Raw genomic sequence first — 24610 nt, forward strand, 5'->3', positions numbered from 1 at the left:
GGGGCGAAAGAGGTAACGGCAATGAAAGGCGATCACGGCACTAAACCTTCTGGCGAAGGTGAAATCAACGTTGACGCTCTGCTGGCCGCCATCAATGAAATCAGCGAAAGCAATATTCATCGTATAGACAGCGATGACGGACAACGGGTGAGCGTTGACGGGCGCGATTATCATACGTGGCGGGAGCTGGCGGAGGCATTTGAGCTGGATATTCGTGATTTTAGCGCATCAGAACTGAACCGCTGACATCAGGATATAAAAAAACCCGGCCTGGGGAGGCCGGGTTAAAGCTTGCGATTGCAAGAAGCACTTGAAAATTCGTTACACCAGGAAATCTGATGCGGGAGAGACTGTATCTACTATTGATATAGCTGACAAGGATATATTTACAATGGTAATAATTCACTAACATAGAATTCATAAAGGTTATAATTGGCAAGGTCGCGCGGCAGAAGACTTGCAGCGTTGCACCTCTGACAAAAAGCCTTACAAACCTTCACAGTATTTAAGAATTTTCTTAGCTCTGCGCCATTTTATTCTGACTACAGGAGCCGCTTTTATGCCAGCCCTTCACGACCCGCTACTGATTTTCACCGACCTCGATGGCACTCTGCTGGACAGCCATACCTGGGACTGGCAGCCCGCCGCCGAATGGCTGAGCCGCCTTGGACAGCAGCAGATCCCGGTCATTTTATGCAGCAGCAAAACCGCCGCCGAAATGATGGCGTTGCAGAAAAGTCTTGGCTTACAGGATCTACCTTTTATTGCCGAGAACGGCGCGGTGATCCATCTGGATACGCACTGGCAGGATCACGCCGATTACCCGCGACTGATTAACGGTGCGTCCCATGACGAGGTGGTACAGGTTCTGATTCGGTTACGCGAGCAGCATGGCTTCAAATTTACCCTGTTCAGTGAACTGGAAGACCGGGTACTGGCGGAGGTTACCGGCCTGACGCCTACCCAGGCGGGCCTGGCGCGGCTGCACGAGGCTTCTGAGACGTTAATCTGGCGCGACAGTGATGAACGCATGAACGCCTTCCGCAGCGCCCTGGAAGGCCTCGGGCTGCGTTTTATGCAGGGGGCGCGCTACTGGCATGTGCTGGATCAGCGCGGCGGTAAAGACCAGGCCGTAAACTGGCTGACCAGTCAGTACCGCCAGCGCGTTGGTCATCCCCACACCACTATCGGGCTTGGCGATGGCCCCAACGACGCTCCTTTACTGGATAACGTCGATTTTGCGGTAGTGGTGAAAGGCCTTAACCGCGACGGCGTCACGCTCGCTAATGACGATCCAGACCGCGTGTATCGCACGACGTTAAAAGGCCCGGCAGGCTGGCGTGAAGGGCTGGATCACTGGCTTGGCGATTCCTGATCTTCATCGCTGGCGCATACCTGATTGCGCCCGCTGCGCTTGGCACGGTAAAGCCGGTTATCGGCGATGGACTGCAACATCTCAAAATTGGTCATCTCATCGGCCACGCCGCTGCTGACACCCAGCGACGCGGTCATCCTTAAGGTACGGCCTTTCGGCAGCAGGATCTCTTTCGCGGCGATGCGCGCCCGGATACGTTCAGCCAGGGCCTTCGCCTGCGCCAGCGTGCTGTCCGGCAAAATCACGCAGAACTCTTCTCCGCCCACGCGTCCCGCCGCATCAGTGGATCCCAGCGTGTTTTCTATCAGCCGCGCCACGTGCGCCAGCACCCGATCGCCCGCCTGGTGTCCGTGACGGTCATTGACCTGTTTAAAATGGTCGAGGTCAATCTGGATCACCGATAACGGCTCGCCGGTTTGCTGGCTTTGCGCGGTGAGTTTTTTCGCCTGCTCAAACAGCCCACCGCGGTTGCTCAGGCGCGTCAGGGGATCGTGCCAGGCCTGCCATCGCAGGGAGTTTTGCATCTGGTACATATTGCGAACCATCCGGCGGATCACCATCCATGACAGCAGCACCATGGTGGTGAACAGCAGCCAGAGCAGCGCAATCACAATGCTGATGGTGCCAAAATCGCCATCCAGACCGGCGCTCAGGGAGTGAATACGGATCAGTACACCGTCGAAATGGCGGAGGTTTTGCCAGCTGACAAACTGGCTGCCGAGATGCAGATTACCGGTGGTCTCATGGGCGACTGCCTGTAGCAGCTCATGCCGATCTGCCTCGCTGAACGCTTCCGGCGCGGCATCGTTATTCGTCGAGGCGGTGATTAACCTGAACTCGCTGTCATAGAGCTGATACTCGCCCTGGTCTTCATCGGTAAGGGAGTCTTCCAGTTGCTTCTTAAGCAGGACCACCGGGAACTGTAGCGCAATGGTGCCGTACCAGTAATCCTGATGGTCGAGCGGAATGCTGGCGGTGACGTAAGCGCCCTTATGGCCGGTATGGGCAAACCAGCGCACATTGCGTTCGTGATTATTATGTTGCGACTGACCGCTGAACCAGGACGAATTAATGATCCTCTGGTAGCGGGTAACGATATCATCGGTGCCTGGCGGAGCGCTGGTTGAAAGAAAATAGCCCGCGCGGGAGACGTACATCGCGCGTTCCGGCGCCACCGGATAAACCGAAGAGAGGCGCATCATATAGCCCATTTCCAGCGCGGCAGTCATTTCATAATTCAGGGCGGGAATATCGCGGCTCAGCAGCGGATGGCGGCGGACAAAGTCATCGCCCACGCCGTTCAGCGCCAGCGTACGCCGGGCGTCTACATCAATCTGCCAGAACGGCTGCTGGCGGACGGTGGAAAAATCATGTTGAACATTGTTGAGGACATCAAAAGCGAGCGGGGTTTGCATCGCGGTCTGCATACTGTTGCGATAGAACAGCAGCAGATTCACGCCGGTCTGCAACTGTCGATCCAGCGCAGAGGCGGCTTTATCCAGAGTGGTCTGCTGGCTGGCGGCATAGGCATCTTCCAGCACCACGGCCTCGCGCCAGGTGAGCAAGGTTGAGCTAATCAGCACGAAAGCAAAACAGAGGTTAACGATCCGCGCGGGATCAAAAGAGTGGCGCAACTTTTTTAACAGCACTACGAGTTTCCTGAATGTCATAAGTTGTGCCGGTAAATCTGCCCGGCAGCGCCGGGCAGGAGAAGATTAATGCGCCGCACCGCGTAACCGTGCGACAGCTTTTACCACCGCCACAACGGCCAGGCCAATCACAAAGCCCAGCACTAGATTTGCCAGCATAGGTAAGGTTGCCTGCACCACCGCGCCGTGCGCGGCAGCCGCGTGTTCAATGGCATGGTGCAGCGGGGCGATACCGTGCACCACGATCCCGCCCCCCACCAGAAACATCGCCAGCGTACCGATGATGGAGAGCGCCTTCATCAGCCAGGGGGCAACCACCAGCAGGCCCTTGCCGACAGATCTTGCCACAGCACCGGGTTTCTCCGCCAGCCAGTAACCCACATCATCCAGTTTAACGATCACTCCGACGAGGCCGTAAACGCCGATGGTGACCACCAGCGCGATACCCGACAGCACCAGAACCTGATTCAGCAGCGGCGCATCGGCCACAATGCCCAGCGTGATGGCGACGATTTCTGCCGACAGAATAAAGTCGGTACGCACCGCCCCTTTAATTTTATCGCGCTCAAAGGTTTTCGGATCCTGGGCGGCAATAGCCGCCAGACGCTGCTGTCGCGCTTCCGGCGTCTCTTTGTGCTTACGGGCATGCAGAGTATGCAGTACCTTTTCAACACCTTCAAAACATAAAAATGCCCCGCCCACCATCAGCAGCGGCGTGATCGCCCACGGAATAAAGGCGCTGATGAGCAACGCCAGCGGCACAAGGATCACTTTATTGAGCAGCGATCCTTTCGCCACGCTCCACACCACCGGCAGCTCGCGGTTAGCGCGCACGCCGGACACCTGCTGGGCATTGAGCGACAAATCATCCCCGAGCACGCCCGCCGTTTTTTTCGCCGCCAGTTTGCCCATCACCGAAATGTCATCCAGTAAGGTGGCAATATCGTCCAGTAAGGTTAATAAACTACTTCCCGCCAAAATACATTCCTTCTCTTTTTTGTTGATATAACAATGAGTATGGAGCATAAACGCCCGGCGCGAAATGCCCGGCGTAAAGTCAACAAAAAATTAACATTCCCCCGACGAGTAAATGACTCGCCAGCTAACTACTTTTGTCGTTTACTGTAAGCCTTCTTACTGTTCCGCCGTGAGGGCGTATGCGTTTCAGGCAGCTTTTACCGCTTATTGGTTCTCTTTTCGCGCTTTATATTATCTGGGGTTCCACCTACTTTGTTATTCGCGTCGGGGTCGAAAGCTGGCCGCCGCTGATGATGGCGGGCGTCCGCTTTCTGACGGCGGGCGTGCTGCTGATGACCTTCCTGCTGATCCGCGGGCATCGACTGCCGCCGCTGCGCCCGTTGCTCAACGCCGCGCTGATCGGCGTGTTACTTCTGGCGGTGGGCAATGGCATGGTCACGGTGGCCGAGCACCAGAACGTGCCGTCGGGGATCGCCGCGGTGGTGGTGGCGACGGTGCCGCTGTTCACGCTCTGCTTCAGCCATTTTTTTGGTATCCGGACCCGCAAACTGGAGTGGCTTGGCATTGCCATTGGCCTGTGCGGCATTGTGCTGCTAAACAGCGGCGGCAACCTGAGCGGGAATCCGCTGGGCGCGGTCATGATCCTGATCGGCTCCCTGAGCTGGGCATTCGGCTCGGTTTATGGGTCGCGCATTGAACTGCCGGTCGGCATGATGGCGGGGGCGATTGAAATGCTGGCGGCGGGTGTTGTGCTGCTGGCGGCGTCTTTCTGTAGCGGGGAGACGCTGACCGCTCTGCCGACGCTGTCAGGCTTTGTCGCGGTGGGTTATCTGGCCATTTTTGGCTCGATTATCGCCATCAGCGCCTATATGTACCTTATCCGCAATACCACCCCGGCGGTGGCCACCAGCTACGCCTATGTGAATCCGGTGGTGGCGGTGCTGCTCGGCACCACTTTTGCCGGTGAAGTGCTGTCGCCGGTAGAGTGGCTGGCGCTGGGGATTATTATTCTTGCGGTGGTGCTGGTCACCCTCGGGAAATACCTGTTCCCTGCCCGGCCGGTGGTGGCCTCCTGTGAGATCAGGAAATAGTCTGTATTCCCTGCGTATCGATCTGCGCGGCCTCGCCGCCGCCGCAGATCCACTCCTCCAGCCGCACGCTTAACCTTTCATCGCTCAGCTTCTGCCGCCCGCGCAGGGCGCACTCCCACACCACCAGTACCCGCCAGCCGTCCGCGCGCAGCTGCGTCAGATCGCGCCTGTCGCGCGCAACGTTCTGGCCGATCTTCGCCAGCCAGAAATCGGTACGCGTCGCCGGGACTTTAAACAGATAACAGTTATGGTGATGCCAGAAACAGCCGTGGGTGAAGACGACGCAGTGGTAATCATCAATCACAAAATCCGGGCGGCCAGGCAGCGTGGCGTCCTGCACGTGAAACGCCAGCCCGAGGTCGGTGAGTAATGCGGCCAGCCGCTGTTCAATGGCCGTGTCATGCGTGCCGATGGCACGCATATTTTTACTGCGCGTTGCTTTGTCATGCACATCCGCCATCGCCCTCTCCTTTATTGTCGGCTATAACGCCAGTGTAGCAGTCAGAGCGGCGCAACTCTTTAAAAGCAAATTGCCGTTGCGGGCCGGCTCCTGTTTATGTCATTATTTCGCCGTTATTAACCTGCATGACTTTTTATATTCCTTCATTTCGTTATCATGCTAATGCCTTGATGTCGCCAGCCTGTTTGGGCTGGCTTTTTTTTTGCCCAAGGCGTTAATCATACATTATATAAATACTAACTCACCAATCAATAAAATCCATGAATACCAGCAACATAAAATACGCTAATAATTAATAAAACCGCAATTACATAATTGGCGATTATGATTGCAACCCATTGATATTGATGCGATAAATACCAGGAAATTAAGAAACAAATTGCAATATATAATATGATTTACTTACACCTTTCCTTTAAAAAAATATGAACTTTATAGAATAGTATCGGGACTGTGATTTAACCTCAAATCACATATATTCATATAGATTATTATTCATATGATGCGAAGGGATTAAATAATGAAAAGAAAAGTACTGGCAATTATTGTGCCCGCCCTGTTAATGGCTGGCGCGGCTAACGCAGCTGAAATTTATAACAAAGACGGTAATAAACTGGACCTGTACGGTAAAGTCGATGCCCGTCATACGTTCTCTGATAACCCGGGCGATGATGGCGATGAAACCATCATGGAGCTGGGCTTCAAAGGCGAAACCCAGATCAACAGCGGCCTGAGCGGTTATGGCCAGGTGCTGCTGAAAACCATGGCAAGCGACACTGAAGGCAGCGACAACACCTTCGCTAAGCTGGCATTCGCCGGTCTGCGCGCCAGCGATTTTGGCTCCTTCGACTATGGCCGTAACTACGGCGTGGTGTACGACGTTGAAGCCTGGACCGATATGCTGCCGGTATTCGGTGGTGATTCCTACACCTGGACCGACAACTTTATGGTTGGCCGTGCGAACGGCGTAGCCACCTACCGCAACACTGATTTCTTCGGTGCGGTTGAAGGCCTGAACTTTGCGCTGCAGTACCAGGGTAATAACGAAGGTAGTAACACGAACGAAGATCAGGAAGGCACTAAAAACGGTCATGACGACGTGCGCTTCCAGAACGGCGACGGCTTTGGTCTGTCTTCATCCTATAACTTCCAGGGCGCGCTGGAAGGCCTGAGCCTGGGCGCGGCCTATGCGACTTCTGACCGTACTAACGAACAGGTTGCGGCGGGTGGAGTGAACGATCGTTACAGCAAAGCTGCTGGCGGCGATAAAGCAGACGCCTGGACCTTTGGCCTGAAGTACGATGCTTATAATGTATATCTGGCGATGATGTACGCTGAAACCCACAACATGACCCCTTACGGTGATGAGGGTATCGCAAACCACACGCAGAATTTTGAAGCGGTGGCCCAGTACCAGTTCGACTTCGGTCTGCGTCCGTCCCTGGCGTGGGTTTACTCCAAAGGTAACGACCTTGGCGGTAACAGCACCAAACACGGTACTGACTATGTCGACCAGGATCTGGTGAACTACATCGAAGTGGGCGCAACCTACTACTTCAACAAAAACATGTCCACCTATGTTGATTACAAAATCAACATGCTGGATGAAGATGACAGCTTCTACAAAGATAACGGCATCGCCACTGATGACGTAGTCGGCGTTGGTCTGACTTACCAGTTCTGATAACCGCTTGTGCTAAAGCCCGCCCCTGTGCGGGCTTTTTTTATGGCCGCAATTTGAGAATAAAGCGGTAGCAAGATAGGTGCGGGGAGACTACTATCCGGGTTCAGCAGGAATAAAGGATTTTCTCAACGGGACGTCGGTCACTGAAACGAAACGGGATAAGTGATTGAATAATGGCGGAGAGAGGGGGATTTGAACCCCCGGTAGAGTTGCCCCTACTCCAGTTTTCGAGACTGGTCCGTTCAGCCGCTCCGGCATCTCTCCGTTCTGATGGTTGCCATCATGCCAGGTTCTTTGGCATTTTAACAGACCCTGTCCCTGCAATTGTGTTCAAGTGACGAGTTTGCGAGCAAAGCGATGATTAAATGGCCCTGGAAAGCAAATGAAACGGCACGGACTCTGGCGCTCCCCTGGGAAAATGCGCTTGCCGTCCCGATGTTATCGACTCTGACCCCGGAGGAACAAAACCGGCTGGTTCAGCTTGCCGATCGCTTTTTGCAGCAAAAACGCCTGGTCGCGCTGCAGGGGCTGGAGCTGGATGAGCTGAAAAGCTGTCGTATCGCCCTGCTCTTCTGCTTACCGGTGCTGGAACTGGGCATCGAATGGCTCGACGGTTTTCACGAAGTGCTGATCTATCCTGCGCCTTTTGTGGTGGACGACGAATGGGAAGATGACATCGGGCTGGTGCACAGTCAGCGCATGGTGCAGTCAGGGCAGAGCTGGCAGCAGGGGCCGGTGATCTTAAACTGGCTCGACATTCAGGATTCGTTCGACACCTCCGGCTTTAACCTGATTATTCATGAAGTGGCGCATAAGCTGGATACGCGCAACGGCGACCGCGCCAGCGGCGTGCCGCTGATCCCCCTGCGCGAAGTGGCTGGCTGGGAGCATGATCTGCACGCCGCCATGAACAACATTCAGGATGAGATCGACCTGGTGGGCGAAAGCGCGGCCAGCATTGATGCCTACGCAGCCACCGATCCCGCAGAATGTTTCGCCGTGCTGTCGGAGTATTTCTTCAGCGCGCCTGAGCTGTTCGCTCCGCGTTTCCCGGCGCTGTGGCAGCGTTTCTGCCAGTTTTACCGTCAGGATCCGCTGGCACGGCTGCGCGGCAATAGTACTGCTGTTAACGATGAACCGCCTTATGTTCACTGAAACAGCAATTTGAGCTAATATTCGCCAGTTGAATCAGCAAGTTAAATTTGCTGTTGACACAAATATCGGGGGCCAGTAGTATTCGCCCCGTTCACACGATTCCTCTGTAGTTCAGTCGGTAGAACGGCGGACTGTTAATCCGTATGTCACTGGTTCGAGTCCAGTCAGAGGAGCCAAATTCGAGAGCCCCGCTCAGGGAAACCTGAGCGGGGTTTTTGCATTTCCGCCGCAGCCAATTCCTTGTTTTTCATTTTCTTGCCGTCGCACGCAAAAAATTCACAAAATCTAACAATTCATATTGCTAATGATAACCATTATCGGCAAAATTCTTATTCTCAAAAAATAAATGTTCCCTTTCGTGCTGATTTTATTGATCTAATTCCGGCGTGATGCCGCCTGGCGTTCACGCGGATTATGTATAAAAACTAAGGAATGATAATGAACACCTGCAAAAAGACGCTCTGGGCGCTTAACCCGCTATTTCTGGCTATGATAACGCCCGCGCTGGCACAGCAAACCAGTGAACAGGATATGGTGGTATCCGCCAGTCGCACTCATCGCACCGTAGCCGAAATGGCGCAAACCACCTGGGTTATTGAAGGCGCAGAGCTTGAACAGCAGGTTAAAGGCGGCAAAGAGCTGAAAGACGCGCTGTCGCAGCTGATCCCTGGCATGGATGTCAGCAGCCAGGGCCGCACGAATTACGGCATGAATATGCGTGGCCGCGCAATTGTGGTACTGATTGACGGCGTGCGCCTGAACTCCTCGCGCACCGACAGCCGCCAGCTGGACGCCATCGATCCGTTCAACATCAAGCATATCGAAGTGATCTCCGGCTCCACCTCCCTTTACGGCGGCGGCAGTACTGGCGGGCTTATCAATATCGTCACCAAAAAAGGCCAGCCGGACACGCAGGTGGAATTTGAAGCCGGCAGCAAAACCGGATTTAACAGCAGTAAAGATCATGATGAGCGGGTGGCAAGCGCCATCTCCGGCGGAAACGACAAAATTTCCGGGCGCATGGCTGTGGCTTACCAGAAGTTTGGCGGCTGGTATGACGGTAACGGCGATGCCACGCTGCTGGACAATACCCAGACCGGCTTGCAGTATTCCGATCGTCTGGATGTGACGGGCACCGGCACGCTGGCAATTGATGATACACAGCAATTGCAGGTCGTCAGCCAGTACTATAAAAGCCAGGGCGATGAAGACTACGGCCTGTTCCTCGGGGAGAATTTCTCGGCGGTAACGGGTAACGGTAAAGCTTATGCCAGTAAAGGTCTGAATTCGGACCGTATTCCGGGTACCGAACGCCACCTGATCAGCATGCAGTACTCGAATACGGATTTCCTCGGCCAGGAGCTGGTGGGCCAGGTTTATTATCGCGATGAATCCCTGACCTTTTATCCGTTCCCGACTGTCGCAGGCGGCGCGGTGACCAGCCTCTCCTCCTCGCAGCAGGATACCGATCAGTACGGCGCAAAACTGACGCTGAACAGCAAACCGCTGGACGGCCTGCAGCTGACTTATGGGCTCGATGCCGATCACGAGCGCTTTACCTCCAACCAGATGTTCTTCGATCTGGCTAAATCCAGCGCCTCCGGCGGTCTGAATAACCAGAGCATCTATACCACCGGGCGCTATCCGGGCTATGAGATCACCAACCTAGCCGCCTTCCTGCAATCCAGCTACGACGTCAACGATCTGGTTACCCTGAGCGGCGGCGTGCGTTACCAGAAAACGCGTAATGCCATTGATGATTTCATCGGTTACACGCAGCAGCAGGCGATTGCCAAAGGCACGGCCCGCTCGGCTGACGACATCCCTGGCGGCACCACCGACTATGACAACTTCCTGTATAACGCCGGGATCCTGTTGCATCTGACCGAACGCCAGCAGGCGTGGGTGAACTTCTCCCAGGGCGTGGAATTACCGGATCCAGGGAAATACTACGGCAACGGCACCTACCGCCTGGTCAACGGCCACTATCGTCTGCTGAACAGCGTCAACGTCGGACAATCGAAACTCCAGGGGATCAAAGTGGATTCCTACGAGCTGGGCTGGCGCTATACCGGCGATGCCCTGCGCACCCAGTTGGCCGCCTATTATTCCCTGTCGGATAAATCCATCTCCATTAACCGCAGCGACATGACCATTAACGTCGATGACGATAAGCGCCGTATTTACGGTGTGGAAGGGGCGGTGGATTACTTTATTCCGGAAACGGACTGGAGCACCGGCGTGAACTTTAACGTGCTGAAATCCGAAACCCGCGTTGACGGCAAATGGGATAAGTGGGATGTGAGTTACGCCAGCCCGTCAAAAGCCACTGCTTATGTCGGCTGGGCGCCGGATCCCTGGAGCCTGCGTGTACAGACTACGCAGTCCTTTGATGTTAGCGATGCAAATGGCAATAAAATCGACGGCTACAACACCGTTGATCTGATCGGCGGCTATGCCTTACCGGTGGGGAACCTGGCGTTCAGCATTGAGAACCTGCTTGATAAGGATTACACCACCGTCTGGGGCCAGCGCGCGCAGATGCTCTACAGCCCGACTTATGGCGCATCCTCCCTCTATGAATACAAAGGTCGTGGACGCACCTTTGGTGTGAATTATTCCGTCCAGTTTTAAGTCCTGAACCCGCTGCCCGGCTTCTGCCGGGCAGATCACCCTTCGCTAAATCTGATAATCAATCGCCACGTCGTCCGGCTCCATCGCCTGACGTTTGATCTCATCCAGCGACAGCCCGGCATTACACAGTTCGATAAAGCGCCAGACATAGTTGCGCTGCAGCTGGCCGCGCTTCAGCCCCAGCCAGACCGTATTGGCGTCAAACAGATGACGGGTATCCAGACGCACCAGGCCGCCGGATTCGAGACCGTCGCCGGACTGCTCCGCCACCAGGCCAATGCCCAGCCCCAGCTCCACATAGGTGCGGATCACATCGGAGTCCTGCGCACTCAGCACAATATCCGGCGCCAGCCCTTTGCGCATAAAGGCTTCGTCGATACGCGAACGTCCGGTGATCCCCTGACGATAGGTGATAATCGGCCAGCGGGCGATCTCCTCCAGCGTTAACGGATTGACGGTATTTAACGGATGATCCACCGGCAGCAGCAGATTGTGATGCCAGCGGAACCAGGGGAAGGCCACCAGCGCCGGATCGTTGCTCAGCCGCTCACTGGCGATACCGATATCCGCCCCGCCATTGTGCAGCAGAGTTTCAATTTCCTGCGGCGTACCCTGGATCAGTTCCAGACGCACTTCCGGAAACAGGGCGCGGAAAGATTTGATCACCGGCGGCAGGCTGTAACGCGCCTGGGTGTGAGTGGTGGCGATGGTCAGCACGCCGGTGGCATCGTTGGTGAAGAGATCCGCCAGCCGCCGCACATTGCTGGCCTCGTTAAGAATGCGCTCGGCAATGACCAGCAGTGCCTTACCCGGCTCGGTCATGCCCAGCAATCGCTTGCCGCGCCGGATGAAAATCTCAATCCCTAACTCTTCTTCCAGTTCGCGGATATGACGGCTGACGCCCGACTGCGAGGTGTAAAGCATATTGGCGACTTCGGTGAGATTGAAATCCCGCCGCGCCGCTTCACGGATTATTTTAAGTTGCTGGAAATTCACCCTTCTCTCCCGGCCTTCAGACATAACGCTATTGTTAGAGTCTGAAGGCCGGGGTAACAAATAATAAAAACCTGCATCTTATGTCGAAAAGGAATAACCCTAGCCCACCAGCAGCAGCTCACGCGCCTCCAGCGACGGACGGCTGACCAGCGACATTAAGATCTCTTTCACGGCCTGGGCCTGCGGCGACAGCGGCCCGCGTGCGGAGCAGTTCAGTGACAGCGGCAGGCTCATGGAGGGCGAGGTGATCCGCGCCATCCAGCCGTTAGTGGCTTCGCACAGGGAACGGGCAGCGGATTCCGGCAACACGGTGCCGCCCATCCCGCTGGCAATGGCGGCGGTCAGCGTGCCGATGGACTCGATCTCGCCGATAATTTTCGCCGTCAGGCGGCGCAGGGAAAAAGCTTCATCAACACGCAGGCGCACCGCGCTGTAATCCCGCGGCAGGAATAGATTCATGTCCGCCACCGCCGCCAGATCAACGCTCTGACCCGGACAATCGCGGGTACCCACGAGGTAAAGATCTTCTTTCAGCAGCGGCTGGCTGGTGATGCCCGCGCCCGGCGCGCGCTCATACAGCACCGCCATATCCAGCTGACCGCTCAGCAGTTTGTCATTCAGCGACATGCCGCTGTTTTCATGCAGATAGACGGTGACGTCCGGCAACTCCATACGCACCGCCTGCAATAACGGCATGGTGATGGACGAGGCCGCCGTGCCCGGCGCAAGGCCGATCGACACCTGGCCGCGCAGCGTCTGGCCGACATTATGCACCGCCAGCTGCGCCTGCTCGCACTGACGCAGAATGGTGCGCGCATGCGCATAGAGAATTTTGCCCGCTTCCGTTGGCGTGACGCCTCGTTTGGTACGGATCAGCAACTGCTGATCCAGTTCCCCTTCAAGGGTGGCAACTTGCTGGCTCAGGGCGGGCTGCGCGATATGCAGGACTTCTGCGGCCTGAGTCAGGCTGCCAATGTCGACGATTTTCACGAAGTATTTCAGTCGTCTAAAGTTCATATTGCCTCCGGTACGGAATAACAGTGCCACGCTGGCAGTCATCATGTCGGAGGAGTTGCAAGATGCTTGCCAGTTTTGGCAAAGCCTCTCTGGTCGCTCGTAACCCACCAGATAATAAGAGATTCTGATTACCCGCTACGTTTTCATCACTGAAACAGCGGTTTGAAAGCGTTCCATCAGGAGGCACCCCTGCACTGTACTGGTGCACGAATACGGGTTTCGGTGAGGAAATCAGCGGATTGCTGAATTTGTCAGCAAACGGTTGTCGACAGGCAATCCACCCTTTGACAAGCCCGGATCGCGCCGCTACTATTCGCCCCGTTCACACGATTCCTCTGTAGTTCAGTCGGTAGAACGGCGGACTGTTAATCCGTATGTCACTGGTTCGAGTCCAGTCAGAGGAGCCATATTTAAGAAGCCCGCTTTTTAGCGGGCTTTTTGCTTTCTGTTAGTTACGATCCTGTCAGCGCCCGCTTCGGGATTAGCCAGCCAACACCCCCGTCAGGCAATGTTTTATATGTGCGCAGGCGATAAGCCGCCTGCGCTGCGGCCTGGAATGCTTATTCGCGCACGATAGCTCCTGCATCCTTTTTGATTGCCGGCCCCTCTTTCACTTCCAGGGTCAGCCCCCGGGTTTCCAGCTCTGCATTGCGAATGCGTAGCCCCTGAACGGCTTCAATATTCACATTACTGAAATGGAATCCGCTCAGCGGCGCTTCCGGCGTACCTATGATAAAGGCAGCCGCTTTGCTGTCTCCGGTGGATATTAAATTCTCCACTGTGATATTGCGAAAGTGCGGCGTTTTGTGTTTGTCGAAGGGTTGTTTCGGATCGCTGTCCGGCGGATAAATCTGCTCGCCAAGGGTAAATCCGCCCGCCTTAAGCAGCTTCGTAACTTCCGCTTCGACAATAGGCGCTGCTTTATAGTACGCAGAGAAGACCAGCGGCACCTCGACATCATGCATGGTGGTATTGCGGTAAATAATATTTTTTACCTCACCGCCCTTCCCGCGCGGGCTTTTAATACGGATGCCATACATCGAACCTTCGAAGGTATTATTTTCCACCAGCACCTTATTCACGCCGCCTGCGCTTTCACTGCCGATGGAAATGCCGCGCCCCTGTTTCAGGGTATTGTTGGCAATATAGATATTCTCCACCACGCCGTCCGGGAAACGCGGATCGGCTTTTTCCGCTTTAATGGCAATATGATCGTCATTGCAGTCGATGTAATTATTGGTGATGCGGACATTCTGACTGTCGATAGGATCAATGGCATCCGTATTGGGAGCATGCCAGGGTGAAAGAATGCGCGTACCGTTAATATCCACATCGTGCGCATAGCGGGTCACTATATGGAAGCTTGGCGAATGCGTCAGGGTGACGCCGTCAATCAGCACATTGTTCGAGCGCGTAATATAGATCAACCGTGGCCGGTCAGTGCCGCCCTTTTTCCCGGTAGCGCGAATATTTTCCCGCCAGCGCTCCCACCATACCGCCCCCTGACCATCAATTGTCCCCTCGCCGACAATCGCCACATTTTGGGCATCTGCAATACTGATAAACGGCAGCCAGCCGTTTTCCGCTTCAGCATATTTCGTTTTATTACCGGCGCGATAAGCGGCCTCTTCCGTAGAAGCCACCAGCGTGGCGTCTTTCTCAAGTTTCAGCTGGATATTATTCTTCAGAAAAAGCGGATTGGTTAAGAAATTGCCTTTCGGTATCAGTACCGTTCCGCCGCCTGCTGCCGCACAGTCATCAATGGCTTTCTGTATGGCATCGGTATTAAGCGCGATCTGTAAACGGTGGCCTTCAGCGCCATATTCAGTGACGTTGCAGACCTTATCGGGAAATTTTACCGCGCTTGCCGCCTGCGCAGCATGAAGCGGTAAGATGCCCGCCACCGCAGCGACGGCCCACAGAGGCAGAGTACGAGGAGACATAGTGTTGTCCTTTTTATCTTATGGTGAGTTGTTTTGTAAAATTAGCACCACTGTTTCTTTTTATTGAGTGTGGGGATCACGCTTTATCGCTTGTCGTTCTTTTGCCAGAAATCAGGGTTGATTTTTTGTGCAAATGACTGAATTGTAGCCCATCGTCATCAGATATTGTTCAGAATGACGGGTACCGACAACATAACAACGAGGGACTGAATATGAAGAAGAACATCACCCTGGCACTTGCCATCACGGCACTCCTCGGCGGCGCGGCGGCACCGGTTGTTGCCGCGCCCTTCCCGGCCACGCCGGATCAAGCCATACCGGTCAGCCAGTATGTGACCCAGGTGAACGCCGATAAAAGCATCACCTTCCGCCTGTTCGCTCCGGACGCAAAGCGCGTATCGGTGGTCACCGGCTCCAGCCCGGACAGACTTGCTTCCCATGATATGAGCAAAGGCGAAAACGGCGTCTGGACGTGGAAAAGCGACGTGATGGCCCCGAACCTGTATGAATATTACTTTGATGTGGACGGCTTCCGCTCCGTTGATACGGGAAGCCGCTTCCAGAAGCCGCAGCGCCAGGTGAATACCAGCCTGATCCTCGTGCCGGGCAGTATTCTGGATGACCGTGCCGTGCCGCATGGCGATCTGCTGACGGTGACGTATCACTCCAGAGCCCTGGCATCTGAGCGCCGGATGTATGTCTGGACACCGCCGGGTTATAGCGGCCAGGGCGAACCGCTGCCGGTGCTCTATTTCTATCACGGCTTTGGCGATACCGGGCTTTCCGCTATCGATCAGGGGCGACTGCCGCAAATCATGGACAACCTGCTGGCGGAGGGCAAAATCAAACCAATGCTGGTGGTGGTGCCGGATACTGAAACGGACATCACTGACGCGATCCCGGAAAATTACCCGCCGAAAGAGCGTCGCAAGACCTTCTATCCGCTGAATGCAAAAGCCGCCGATCGCGAACTGATGCAGGACATTATCCCGCTGGTGGATGCGCGCTTTAACGTGCGCAAGGACGCCAGTGGCCGCGCGCTGGCGGGGTTATCCCAGGGCGGCTTCCAGGCGCTGTTCTCCGGCATGCACCACCTCGACAATTTCGGCTGGCTGGGCACCTTCAGCGGCGTCACCACCGCCACCGTGCCGGATGCGGGCATCAGCGCGCAGCTTAACAAGCCGCAGGAGGTGAACAAACAACTGCATAACTTCACCGTGGTGGTGGGCGAAAAAGACGCCGTCACCGGCGAGGATATTGCCGGGCTCAAACGCGAGCTGGAGGCAAAAGGCATCAACTTTGAATATAAAAACTATCCTGGCGCAGGCCATGAGATGGACGTCTGGCGTCCGGCCTATGCCGAATTTGTGCAGAAGCTGTTTAAGTAAGTAAGAAGAATAAACGGGTATGACATTTTTTATCTATGGTTAAGAAGGGATTTAGATGGCTGCGGTTGAAGCATTAAAAATGAAGTATCCGGGCGCAGAGGCCTGGCAAATGGGTGACAGCCCTGAACTGGCCAGCGAGCTTGCCGAACTTATTAAAAGAGGTATCAAAACGGCCTCCTGCGGCTCTTTTGCCTCTTACCAGCAGGAAGCGTCTGCCCCGCGGATTGGGAGTTATAACATCATCCTCGATGGCCAGAATGTCCCGGTCTGCGTAACAAGGCTGATGTCGATGCGACTGGTACGTTTTTGTGATGTGACAGAGGCGTTTGCCCGCAAAGAAGGTGAAGGCGATTTAAGCCTTGAATACTGGCAGAAAGAGCATCAGCGGTTTTTCACCGGGGAAGGACATTTTTCTGAGGAGATGGAGCTTATCGCAGAAGAGTTTGAAGTGGTTGAGGTGCTGTGAGGTGAAATCAACGGGGCAGCGTGTCATCACCTGCCCTTTATAGCCATGTTCGCGATGAGTGAGGAGCGGACATTTGCAAAGTCTTACTTACACCGTGGCGGTTTGAGCCGCAATAATGTACCGGAGAGGCGGTTACAGCTCCCCAGGCAAAACCAAAATAGATCGACCACAAAAATCAAACCGTTTGATTTTTCGCCGCTTCAACGAGAGAATCCTTATAAAATGCATGGAATAAGGAAGGAACGGAATGTTCACTCTTTACATGAGATGGGATGCAGAGCGGGAACTGGCTCCAGGTGATATTCAGTTCATTCTGTCGCCACAAGATGCGCTGGAAATGGCGAGCATCTTTTACGAACTGGATTACCTTGAATACGACCATAACAACCGCATTCTGCCTCACAGCGTCCCGAAGCGACGGGAAGGGGTTTACCACCGATTCGCAACACAACCCTACAAACGCAAGCGTCTTGCTGAATACGACGGACTCTATGATGAGGTGAAATGGAATCTGGAGCACGGCTGGATGGTCGGAGTTAACCCTAAAGAAAAATGGGACCACTTCCGCAATCCGTTCTATTTCGATGATGACAGTAATCTGATTTACGACTGCTTCATGGATACATATAGCGAGGGTTTTCAGCAGGCAGTGCGTCAAATCTATGAATATAGCCTCAGCGAGCATCAGGGAAGAAAGCCGCCTCCGACCATTAAACATCACTATTCCGATGCCCCGATACAGCACGCCCAGGCGGGTAAAACTATCAACAGCAAAGCAGCCGGACGTCTTCTGGCTGCGGGTGGTATCTATAACGGCAATGTCGAGGGGTTCCATCAGACCGCACAGCAGCTCGGTGGTGATGCGCCAGCAGGCTACGATCAGGTCATGGACAACAAGGGATTACTCATTACTGCCGCTTCGACAGCAGCCGTACTGACAATGGGAAAAGTTAACGTCACTGGAGAACTAGAAGAGCTATCGTCATTAAGCAAAATCCCAACATTTGAATCTCCTGCTTTAAAGGGTTTTACCTCAGAGTCAGGGACATTACTGAATGCTGAACACGCCGTTGTAGATTACAGAAAGCTATCTACTTACTCTTTAGACCCTACTCATCCAACTGGAGGGCATAAAGCGAGGGTGTTCCAGTCAGCGCTGGGTTATAACCCAACGAATGCTGACATTTTAGGTGCACGAGTTCAGGAGGGAGTATTGTGGGCACCAGCAAAGATGCTAGATCCAATTAATTTTGGGCAAAAAATGGCTGTAGACATGCCGATTTTAGGGGTAAATGGCGAAACAGCGATAGTCCGAACGGGCTGGATCTATGAAACAGATTCGTTAGTACCAAGGCTAACCACTATTTTTGTGAAATGAGAGAGCTACTGATGAAACGAGCCGAACTTGATGTGGTAGTTTTAGCTGAGGACTTGCCTGGGGAAGGCTTAGCAAAAGGGATGATCGGGACAATAGTCGTTGTATTTGAAAACCCGACACTCGCTTACCTAGTTGAGTTTTGTGATGAAGAAGGCCGAACACTTGCTCTGCCCGCATTGTTACCAGACCAGGTGATTGATTATCTTCCGCCAGAGAGATCCAATGTACCATAAACCCGCTGTACGGTTTGAATGAAAAGACCTCATTCCAACTGCGGGCTTAAGGAAACGCCCGTCAGGTGCTCCGAGGCTAGAGGGTAGAAGCGAAAACGCGAATAGGCTTTTTCTAATACTGATCATAGCGACACATGAAACCTCAATACGGATAAGTGCGGTTTAAAGGAGTATTAGGTTGTGTAAATATCCCTGCAAAACCATCCATCCAATTTTAGAAAGACTTTGACACTCCAACGTCCGCTTCTGGCACAGAGCGGACAGGATGGCTGGGCTAAAGGTCTGCTTAGAGCGAAGAGCGGACGTCCGGCATGAGTTCTTTCTGGTAAACAGTAATGTCAGTCAATGAAGTAAGCACGTAACCGCTCGTCCTGACAGCCCTGCTGCCGGATGATTTTCACTGAGGCCTGGCTCAGAAATTCAGTACGATCCGCGTTCTTCAGCCTTTCACTTCCATCATTTCAGCTGTCTTAAACCGTTCATCTATACTGACTCTTGCAGTGCAATTTGCACAGGAGGCCGCGCCGCTGTCAACGTTTTCATTTTGCTGACAAAGTAAGAATGGGCATTGCAGGAGGCAACCCAGCGCGCAAAGGATAAGCTTTTGAATGACCTGAGCGTGTGAATGCCTTAATTAGGCCGTTTGTTCTCGGTTTACCCCCCTCAAAGCTTAAGGAATAAAAAATTTTTATTTATCCTGGAGATAACTAATGAAAATAACCGATTTTGTTTATTCCGCCTTAATTGGCGTTGTCGCCAGTTGCCGCTCGATGACGCCGATGGCGACCCTCGCTGCAGCACGCATTGCCGGACGCAACACTTCTGGCCGTCTCCTGCTGCTGGACCGTCCGCTATTTAAATTTGGCGCGTTAGCGATGGGTATAGGGGAAATATTTGGCGACAAGATGAAGTCAGCGCCAGACCGCACTGTGTTTTTGGGCATGACAGCACGTGTGGCCAGTGCAGGGATTGCGGGCGCCGCGTTGGCACCCCGCGGAGAGGAAAAAACCGGGGCAGCGATCGCTATCTCTGCCGCTGTACCACTTGCATGTGTCACTCTTGCGGCACGCAAAAAGGCCATGGTCGGGATGGGTCAGACCAGGAGTGGCCTGATTGAAGATACGCTCATCGTCGCTATCGGAGCAGCGGTGGTCTTCTTCGCCACGCGCCCGAAGTAAACGCACTCAGTCTTTAAAGGATTATCCCGATGAACAATCCTGAAGGGGTCAGAGACGGCTTCTGGTACAGCGCGGACTGACTCCCGGGCAGATGTCCGCCTGGTTCCAAAAGCGGACATGCCTGCTTAACAGACTTACTTCAACAGCAGCCGTAATCCCAGAAAGGCCATAACGCCTCCGCTTAGTTTATCTATAAACATGCGGTATTTAATGTAAGCCTGACGCGGCCCGTCCGTTGATAATAAGCAGGCAACGACGGCATACCAGAGCACATCAATAACGAATGCCATTGTGGGCAGGATGATGTACATAACAGGCTGAATATTTTTGCTCAGCGCCGCGGAAAAAATACTGGCAAATACCAGTGCAGTATGGGGATTGCTGATTTGCGTGAATACGCCCGTCATAAACGCTTTTAAGGCGCTCACTTCCTCTGTTCCGGCAGTGTCATTTAACCGATTTGAAGGACGACGAAACATTTTCAACGCCAGCCATAAAAGATAGCAACCGCCTGCAACCTTGAGTCCGGTGTAAAGTGATGGAACCAGAGTCAGCAGAGTGTGAAGACCTGCTAACGCTATGCCCGCAAAAACAAACGCACCAAAACCCATACCAGCAGCGACTGAAAAAGCTGCCCGTCTCGAACTGGACATGGCCGTTCGGGCAACGAGAAGAAAGCTCACACCCGGACTCATTGCGCCAAACAGGATAGCTACGCCAATAGCGGAGAGCGCGATCAAATCACTTGTCATCCATCTTCTCCATCATTAATTAATGTCAGACAGCCCCATCATTGCGCGAACCGCACACCCCATGAACTGCTCCGGTTAATAACATAACACGATCTTAATAACGTCCGCTTCTGGCACCAGGCGCAGCGTTTACACACAAAATCAAAGCTGCCTGATACAGGACTTTTTCAACGTAACCGGATCCGGATGGCGAAGCCAGAGGATCACGGAAATCATCGTGACAAGCAGACCCAGAACAACAGAGACAAGCAACGTGCCGGGAATGCCAGCGCGCTCAAGCAGAAAGGCATACGCCGAGGGTGCCAGAGCCGCAAGAAAAAATGCCGGGGACAGCAGGATGCCTGTTTTCCGGGCATAGTGCTCTGAACCGAACAGAGTAAGGGGAAGTGCAGCCTTTACTACCGTGCTCAGCCCGTTCACGGCGCCGTAACCCAGAACGAACACCGCCGTCGCTGCCGGGGTAAAATGCCCCGCCAGGCCTGTCAGAAAACAGAGCGGCAACGCGATACCGGTAATAAGATTCAGGCGTAGCGCACTGATGCGTGCGCCGGACATCACGTCCAGCAAGCGGGCCCCGACCTGGCCTGCGCCCCAGAGCATCCCCGCCAGGGCTGGCATTCCATAAGCGGCCAGTATCTGTGGAAAGTGCGTGGACACACCGGTTGACACGAAGCTCAGCAGGGCAATCAACGTCGCATACCAGAGTCCGCTGATCATCGTCCGCCGGTTTTCCGTTGCCCTTCCCTCTCCGGCGTCTGACGGAGCGGCAACGGGAAGCGCAGGACTGCCGTCTGAGGGAACAGCGCAAAGAAAAAGCAGGCTAACCAGCCCTGCGCCAGCGTAAATGAAGACGGCATGCCGCCAGTCGGTGATGCGCAACAGGGCCGCCCCCACAGGCCAGAACACCGCTGAAGCGAGGCCGCCCAGCAGGGTGACCAGTGAAATGGACCGGCGGGCGTGGACTCCTGCCATTGCCACCAGTAGTGCAAACGCAGCGTCATACAGGGCAAAGCGCATCCCGGCACCTGTCAGGACCCAGGCGGCAATCCACATCGCGGCAGAATGCGTTAAAGCCATCAGGAGACATCCGCCAGAGATGCAAAGTGTTCCTGCCATCATCATCGTACGCCCGCCAGCGCGCGCCACAAAAAGGCCGGTCAGGGGCGATACCAGTCCCATAACCAGCATGGCCACTGTTAACCCTGAAAACGTCACCACTGCAGACCAGCCCGTCTCCGCCATAACAGCCGTGCCGAACGCTCCCGGCATGTAGAAGGTAATTCCCCAGTTAATCAGCTGCGTCATGCCGATGCAAAAAACGGTGCGGCCCGTTAGCCGTCCGCCACTCAATCTGCATATTCCGGAAAGGTGGCGTCGCCCTGCCCGAGGGTGCGCTGCATGATAACCGTATCCAGCCAGCGCCCGTGTTTGAATCCCACCGATCTGAGCGTGCCGGTGATGCTCAACCCCGCGGAACGATGCAGGGCAAGAGAGGCGGTATTCTCGCTGTTACCCACCACCGCCACAAGCTGGCGAAAGCCACGGTTTTCAGCCAAGGTTATCGCACGGGACAACAGCTGTTTGCCGATCCCCTGCCCCTTAAACAAGGGGTCAATATATACGGAGTCTTCGAGGGTGAAGCGGTAGGCATAGCGTTCACGGTAAAAAGACAGGTAGCAGTATCCCCGAACCTGCCCTTCATCAATCGCCACAAACCAGGGCAGCCCTGCGGCACGCACCTTATTCAGACGGGCCATCATTTCAGTTACATCTGGCGGTCTGGTTTCAAAAGTGGCGGTGCCATGTAATACGTGATAAGCATAAACCCGCTGAATGCCGGGAAGATGTTGTTCATCTGCTTCAGTTATTTTCATCGGTACGGCTCCTGTTCCGGTCAGAAACGGAGACTAACCCGGATAACTATATTCAGACAGATCGTGGGACTTATCAGCGGTATAAGGAAAACTTTGGCATGGCAATCCTGAATCTCGACCACCTGACTACCTTCAGACTGGTAATCAGCCGGGGCACCTTCTCCGGGGCGGCAGAAGCGCTCGGGCTGTCGCAGCCCGCCGTCAGCCTGCAGATAAGGCAGCTGGAGCAGGCGCTGCAGGTCCGGCTGATAGAGCGAACCAGCCGGGGGATAAAGCCCACGCCTGCCGGGATCACTCTCTGTGAGCACTGCATAAAAATTGACGCTGCTGTCGGTGCAGCGGTGGAATCCGTGTCCCTGCATTCAGACGATATCACCGGTACCGTGACTGTGGGGACAGGCGCAACGGCCTGCATTCATCTCCTCCCCCCCCTTTATTGCAGGAGCTGCGACAGACGCATCCCCTGCTGAAAGTGGACGTACGTACCGGCAATACGTCAGATATCGTGCGCGGTGTGGAGGAAAATCGCATAGATATTGGCCTGGTCACCCTGCCGGCAGCAGGCAAGTGCCTGAGTGTGGCCCCGCTCGGAACGGAAGAGTTTGTGATCATCCTGGAAAAGGATCCCGCAGAGCAGAATATAAAACCGCTGTCTGCGGACGATCTTTTATCCCTGCCGCTGATTGTATTTGAACCCGGAAGCGGAACCCGTTCCCTGATTGATGAGTGGTTTCGGGATGCCGGACAGGTTGCCCGCCCCGTAATGGAGCTGGGCAGTATTGAAGCCATCAAAAGGATGGTCCGCGCCGGTCTGGGCTACAGCATCGTTCCCCGCATGTCTGTTGAAAGTCCGGAAGAAAGCCGGGGGCTGAGTGTGTATTCAATGGCACCTGCCCTGCACCGCACGCTCGGGACGGTAATACGGGAAGATCGGATTGTCAGCAGGGGAATCAAAGCAGTACTGAAAAGACTGAGCGCCAGTTTCACTTAAATATATCTGGAAACGTTGATCGGCTCCCTGCATTGTGCGGAAGGATCGATTGCCGTTTAGTCATCTGAGATAGGTATGATGGTAATAATTAATAACGATGCCTTTGCGGATTCAGAACTAAGGACATACCAGAGAGGTTTAAATGAAAGTAACCGCTAAAAATGAAAATGGGACGATACAACAACTTGAAGTCTCATCGTTGATTATCACACTGGACAACGGTGAAACCATTGAGATCAGCGATGAAAACAAAAATCGTCCAGGCGAAATACCTGAAGGTGTGACAGTGTGGGGAGGTAAAATGCCTGAGGAAGGGGCGACTTTAGATGAACTTAAAAATACAACACGCGGGCTTGGGGTGTATCCACTGGCAGCCAACATGGTGCACATTTTTCCCTATACTCTGAGGAAGTCATAATCCCTGCTAAGCCGCGTCCGCGATGCGTATCTGGCGCAGCGCGTTGATTTCCGCCGTCAGGTACGCCTTATGAATGAAGCGAAATGCTTTGATGCTCGCAAGAATGCTGGAACAGCAGCGTTGCCTCTAATTTTTTAAATATGCCCTGCAACTTTCCGACTGTGCGAACACATCATCATCTCTGCACGCCGTCTGGATGGCATTGACGACGTTGCCATTGCCAATCGGTGTCCAGTAATTATCTACTATCAAATATTTTTGCCGCTGCTTCGGCTCCCGGAGATGTAAGCGAGTCAAAAATGACGCTATTTTCTTCATATAAACGTTTTTAGGGCTGGTTTTGTATTCAGCAAAAACCACAATATATTCCGGAACCATATAATCCCTTGCCACCAGCGGCGGGATGCGAAAATTCACTTCAGACTTAGCGCCTAGCTCATTACCATCCATCTCTTTATATTCATAGGCTGGCATATAGGTTGTATTACCACCTGGTATTGTCACGCCGCCATTGTGCACGTTGGCATGAATATCTTTGGTAATTTTGAAAATAAATTGTTGATCCGGATCGGGCGTTATCCTGAATTCATCTATCACCTGATCAACAGAGTTATTATTGCTTAACTGAAATTCATAACCTCTGCCGGAAGGCTTAAGGTATTTAACCTGCACATCCCCCGTCAAAAAATCATATGCAAAGCTTGCAAGTAATGTAAGCGCCCCCGTAGCCAGCAAAAACTGACCGGCACGCTTAGCAAATTTCCCTATGCCGCGGGAGGTTTTTTTATGTGCCGCCTGATTAGTCCTTTGCGTACTACCCGGACCATTTTGTTTACTCCGTTGGGTTCTGCTTTTATTGTTTTTCCTGCCTGCCATGTCAAAACCCATATTTTCTGATTTTCATTATTGAACGTAAAAGATCATCCGCAGTTACTGATTACCTGCGAATG

Annotated in this window: 22 protein-coding genes, 3 tRNA genes and 1 pseudogene; 15 read left to right on the forward strand and 11 right to left on the reverse strand. The window is 53.9% G+C overall.

Annotated elements, in window-relative coordinates; all coding sequences use genetic code 11:
• Window positions 1-21 precede the first annotated feature (21 nt).
• Together BMF08_RS18205 and BMF08_RS18210 are read left to right on the forward strand one after the other, a co-directional pair.
• Window positions 22-246, forward strand: coding sequence for a YodD family protein (locus BMF08_RS18205; RefSeq protein ID WP_072568936.1), 225 nt, complete (start codon window positions 22-24; stop codon window positions 244-246).
• Window positions 247-559: 313 nt separating this feature from the next.
• Window positions 560-1375, forward strand: coding sequence for a mannosyl-3-phosphoglycerate phosphatase-related protein (locus BMF08_RS18210; protein ID WP_072568937.1), 816 nt, complete (start codon window positions 560-562; stop codon window positions 1373-1375).
• On the opposite strand, the gene dgcQ is transcribed toward BMF08_RS18210, so the two are convergent.
• Window positions 1354-3024, reverse strand: a complete 1671-nt coding sequence (dgcQ, locus tag BMF08_RS18215) for a cellulose biosynthesis regulator diguanylate cyclase DgcQ (RefSeq protein ID WP_234007191.1) — start codon at window positions 3022-3024, stop codon at window positions 1354-1356. The genes BMF08_RS18210 and dgcQ overlap by 22 nt on opposite strands.
• 66 nt (window positions 3025-3090) lie before the next feature.
• Window positions 3091-4002: a DUF808 family protein gene (locus BMF08_RS18220; RefSeq protein WP_072568939.1), complete on the reverse strand. Its 912-nt coding sequence runs from the start codon at window positions 4000-4002 to the stop codon at window positions 3091-3093.
• Window positions 4003-4181: 179 nt separating this feature from the next.
• On the opposite strand from BMF08_RS18220, the gene yedA reads away from it, so the two are divergent.
• Window positions 4182-5093, forward strand: coding sequence for a drug/metabolite exporter YedA (yedA, locus tag BMF08_RS18225; RefSeq protein WP_072568940.1), 912 nt, complete (start codon window positions 4182-4184; stop codon window positions 5091-5093).
• Here the strand turns inward: yedA and BMF08_RS18230 are convergent.
• A complete protein-coding gene (locus tag BMF08_RS18230) occupies window positions 5083-5553 on the reverse strand; it encodes a very short patch repair endonuclease (RefSeq protein ID WP_072568941.1) in 471 nt (156 codons plus the stop codon). The two genes, yedA and BMF08_RS18230, sit on opposite strands and share 11 nt — an antisense overlap.
• Window positions 5554-6073: 520 nt before the next feature.
• Between BMF08_RS18230 and ompC the strand changes: the two genes are divergently transcribed.
• Window positions 6074-7237: a porin OmpC gene (gene ompC, locus BMF08_RS18235; RefSeq protein WP_072568942.1), complete on the forward strand. Its 1164-nt coding sequence runs from the start codon at window positions 6074-6076 to the stop codon at window positions 7235-7237.
• A gap of 174 nt (window positions 7238-7411) precedes the next feature.
• Here the strand turns inward: ompC and BMF08_RS18240 are convergent.
• Window positions 7412-7501: transfer RNA gene (locus tag BMF08_RS18240), tRNA-Ser, on the reverse strand.
• Window positions 7502-7594: 93 nt separating this feature from the next.
• Between BMF08_RS18240 and mtfA the strand changes: the two genes are divergently transcribed.
• From mtfA to BMF08_RS18255, 3 genes are all read left to right on the forward strand, one after another.
• Complete coding sequence (gene mtfA / locus BMF08_RS18245; RefSeq protein ID WP_072568943.1) at window positions 7595-8392, forward strand: DgsA anti-repressor MtfA; 798 nt, start codon at window positions 7595-7597, stop codon at window positions 8390-8392.
• 100 nt (window positions 8393-8492) lie between these two features.
• A tRNA-Asn gene (locus BMF08_RS18250) sits at window positions 8493-8568 on the forward strand.
• 262 nt (window positions 8569-8830) lie between these two features.
• Complete coding sequence (locus BMF08_RS18255; protein ID WP_072568944.1) at window positions 8831-11026, forward strand: TonB-dependent siderophore receptor; 2196 nt, start codon at window positions 8831-8833, stop codon at window positions 11024-11026.
• Between the two features lie 45 nt (window positions 11027-11071).
• Here the strand turns inward: BMF08_RS18255 and cbl are convergent, their stop codons facing one another.
• Together cbl and nac are read right to left on the reverse strand one after the other, a co-directional pair.
• Window positions 11072-12022, reverse strand: a complete 951-nt coding sequence (gene cbl, locus BMF08_RS18260) for an HTH-type transcriptional regulator Cbl (RefSeq protein WP_072568945.1) — start codon at window positions 12020-12022, stop codon at window positions 11072-11074.
• 99 nt (window positions 12023-12121) lie between these two features.
• Window positions 12122-13039, reverse strand: a complete 918-nt coding sequence (gene nac, locus BMF08_RS18265) for a nitrogen assimilation transcriptional regulator NAC (RefSeq protein ID WP_072569475.1) — start codon at window positions 13037-13039, stop codon at window positions 12122-12124.
• Window positions 13040-13370: 331 nt separating this feature from the next.
• On the opposite strand from nac, the gene BMF08_RS18270 reads away from it, so the two are divergent.
• Window positions 13371-13446, forward strand: a tRNA-Asn gene (locus BMF08_RS18270).
• Between the two features lie 153 nt (window positions 13447-13599).
• On the opposite strand, the gene BMF08_RS18275 is transcribed toward BMF08_RS18270, so the two are convergent.
• The gene (locus tag BMF08_RS18275) at window positions 13600-14982 is read right to left on the reverse strand and encodes a glycoside hydrolase family 28 protein (protein ID WP_083580936.1); all 1383 of its coding nucleotides are present in this window, start codon (window positions 14980-14982) and stop codon (window positions 13600-13602) included.
• 212 nt (window positions 14983-15194) lie between these two features.
• Here BMF08_RS18275 and BMF08_RS18280 point away from each other — a divergent pair, with 212 nt between their 5' ends.
• The 5 genes from BMF08_RS18280 to BMF08_RS18300 all read left to right on the forward strand — a co-directional run bounded on the left by BMF08_RS18280 (window position 15195) and on the right by BMF08_RS18300 (window position 19625).
• Entirely contained in the window at window positions 15195-16370 is a 1176-nt protein-coding gene (locus tag BMF08_RS18280) for an alpha/beta hydrolase-fold protein (RefSeq protein WP_072568946.1), read from the forward strand.
• Between the two features lie 55 nt (window positions 16371-16425).
• Window positions 16426-16836: an ASCH domain-containing protein gene (locus BMF08_RS18285; RefSeq protein WP_072568947.1), complete on the forward strand. Its 411-nt coding sequence runs from the start codon at window positions 16426-16428 to the stop codon at window positions 16834-16836.
• Window positions 16837-17083: 247 nt separating this feature from the next.
• On the forward strand, window positions 17084-18214 hold the full coding sequence (locus tag BMF08_RS18290; protein WP_072568948.1) for a DUF6883 domain-containing protein: 1131 nt from the start codon (window positions 17084-17086) through the stop codon (window positions 18212-18214).
• Between the two features lie 11 nt (window positions 18215-18225).
• Complete coding sequence (locus BMF08_RS18295; RefSeq protein WP_072569477.1) at window positions 18226-18447, forward strand: DUF4926 domain-containing protein; 222 nt, start codon at window positions 18226-18228, stop codon at window positions 18445-18447.
• 710 nt (window positions 18448-19157) lie between these two features.
• Window positions 19158-19625, forward strand: a complete 468-nt coding sequence (locus BMF08_RS18300) for a hypothetical protein (RefSeq protein WP_072568949.1) — start codon at window positions 19158-19160, stop codon at window positions 19623-19625.
• Window positions 19626-19759: 134 nt separating this feature from the next.
• Here BMF08_RS18300 and BMF08_RS18305 read toward each other — a convergent pair whose 3' ends face one another.
• From BMF08_RS18305 to BMF08_RS18315, 3 genes are all read right to left on the reverse strand, one after another.
• The gene (locus BMF08_RS18305) at window positions 19760-20377 is read right to left on the reverse strand and encodes a LysE family translocator (RefSeq protein WP_072568950.1); all 618 of its coding nucleotides are present in this window, start codon (window positions 20375-20377) and stop codon (window positions 19760-19762) included.
• Between the two features lie 141 nt (window positions 20378-20518).
• Window positions 20519-21682 carry an MFS transporter gene (locus BMF08_RS18310; protein WP_234007192.1) on the reverse strand — a complete coding sequence of 388 codons (1164 nt, stop codon included), beginning with the start codon at window positions 21680-21682 and terminating at the stop codon, window positions 20519-20521.
• 41 nt (window positions 21683-21723) lie between these two features.
• Window positions 21724-22251 (reverse strand): GNAT family N-acetyltransferase, encoded by a 528-nt coding sequence (locus BMF08_RS18315; protein WP_072568952.1) that lies wholly within the window; start codon window positions 22249-22251, stop codon window positions 21724-21726.
• Between the two features lie 98 nt (window positions 22252-22349).
• Here BMF08_RS18315 and BMF08_RS18320 point away from each other — a divergent pair.
• Together BMF08_RS18320 and BMF08_RS18325 are read left to right on the forward strand one after the other, a co-directional pair.
• A pseudogene (locus tag BMF08_RS18320) lies at window positions 22350-23242 on the forward strand (LysR family transcriptional regulator).
• Window positions 23243-23384: 142 nt separating this feature from the next.
• A complete protein-coding gene (locus BMF08_RS18325) occupies window positions 23385-23660 on the forward strand; it encodes a hypothetical protein (protein ID WP_072568953.1) in 276 nt (91 codons plus the stop codon).
• Between the two features lie 126 nt (window positions 23661-23786).
• On the opposite strand, the gene BMF08_RS18330 is transcribed toward BMF08_RS18325, so the two are convergent.
• Window positions 23787-24536 (reverse strand): hypothetical protein, encoded by a 750-nt coding sequence (locus BMF08_RS18330; protein WP_158684900.1) that lies wholly within the window; start codon window positions 24534-24536, stop codon window positions 23787-23789.
• Window positions 24537-24610 lie beyond the last annotated feature (74 nt).

It is taken from the genome of Enterobacter sp. SA187 (assembly GCF_001888805.2).
Lineage (GTDB): Bacteria > Pseudomonadota > Gammaproteobacteria > Enterobacterales > Enterobacteriaceae > Enterobacter_D.

What these genes read in the sequence shown, in the direction of transcription:
- BMF08_RS18205 (WP_072568936.1), top strand. Translation starts at nt 22, where the DNA reads ATGAAAGGCGATCACGGCACTAAACCTTCTGGCGAAGGTGAAATCAAC.
- BMF08_RS18210 (WP_072568937.1), top strand. Translation starts at nt 560, where the DNA reads ATGCCAGCCCTTCACGACCCGCTACTGATTTTCACCGACCTCGATGGC.
- yedA (WP_072568940.1), top strand. Translation starts at nt 4,182, where the DNA reads ATGCGTTTCAGGCAGCTTTTACCGCTTATTGGTTCTCTTTTCGCGCTT.
- BMF08_RS18230 (WP_072568941.1), bottom strand. Translation starts at nt 5,553, where the DNA reads ATGGCGGATGTGCATGACAAAGCAACGCGCAGTAAAAATATGCGTGCC.
- ompC (WP_072568942.1), top strand. Translation starts at nt 6,074, where the DNA reads ATGAAAAGAAAAGTACTGGCAATTATTGTGCCCGCCCTGTTAATGGCT.
- mtfA (WP_072568943.1), top strand. Translation starts at nt 7,595, where the DNA reads ATGATTAAATGGCCCTGGAAAGCAAATGAAACGGCACGGACTCTGGCG.
- BMF08_RS18255 (WP_072568944.1), top strand. Translation starts at nt 8,831, where the DNA reads ATGAACACCTGCAAAAAGACGCTCTGGGCGCTTAACCCGCTATTTCTG.
- nac (WP_072569475.1), bottom strand. Translation starts at nt 13,039, where the DNA reads ATGAACTTTAGACGACTGAAATACTTCGTGAAAATCGTCGACATTGGC.
- BMF08_RS18275 (WP_083580936.1), bottom strand. Translation starts at nt 14,982, where the DNA reads ATGTCTCCTCGTACTCTGCCTCTGTGGGCCGTCGCTGCGGTGGCGGGC.
- BMF08_RS18280 (WP_072568946.1), top strand. Translation starts at nt 15,195, where the DNA reads ATGAAGAAGAACATCACCCTGGCACTTGCCATCACGGCACTCCTCGGC.
- BMF08_RS18285 (WP_072568947.1), top strand. Translation starts at nt 16,426, where the DNA reads ATGGCTGCGGTTGAAGCATTAAAAATGAAGTATCCGGGCGCAGAGGCC.
- BMF08_RS18290 (WP_072568948.1), top strand. Translation starts at nt 17,084, where the DNA reads ATGTTCACTCTTTACATGAGATGGGATGCAGAGCGGGAACTGGCTCCA.
- BMF08_RS18295 (WP_072569477.1), top strand. Translation starts at nt 18,226, where the DNA reads ATGAAACGAGCCGAACTTGATGTGGTAGTTTTAGCTGAGGACTTGCCT.
- BMF08_RS18300 (WP_072568949.1), top strand. Translation starts at nt 19,158, where the DNA reads ATGAAAATAACCGATTTTGTTTATTCCGCCTTAATTGGCGTTGTCGCC.
- BMF08_RS18305 (WP_072568950.1), bottom strand. Translation starts at nt 20,377, where the DNA reads ATGACAAGTGATTTGATCGCGCTCTCCGCTATTGGCGTAGCTATCCTG.
- BMF08_RS18310 (WP_234007192.1), bottom strand. Translation starts at nt 21,682, where the DNA reads ATGACGCAGCTGATTAACTGGGGAATTACCTTCTACATGCCGGGAGCG.
- BMF08_RS18315 (WP_072568952.1), bottom strand. Translation starts at nt 22,251, where the DNA reads ATGAAAATAACTGAAGCAGATGAACAACATCTTCCCGGCATTCAGCGG.
- BMF08_RS18325 (WP_072568953.1), top strand. Translation starts at nt 23,385, where the DNA reads ATGAAAGTAACCGCTAAAAATGAAAATGGGACGATACAACAACTTGAA.
- BMF08_RS18330 (WP_158684900.1), bottom strand. Translation starts at nt 24,536, where the DNA reads ATGGCAGGCAGGAAAAACAATAAAAGCAGAACCCAACGGAGTAAACAA.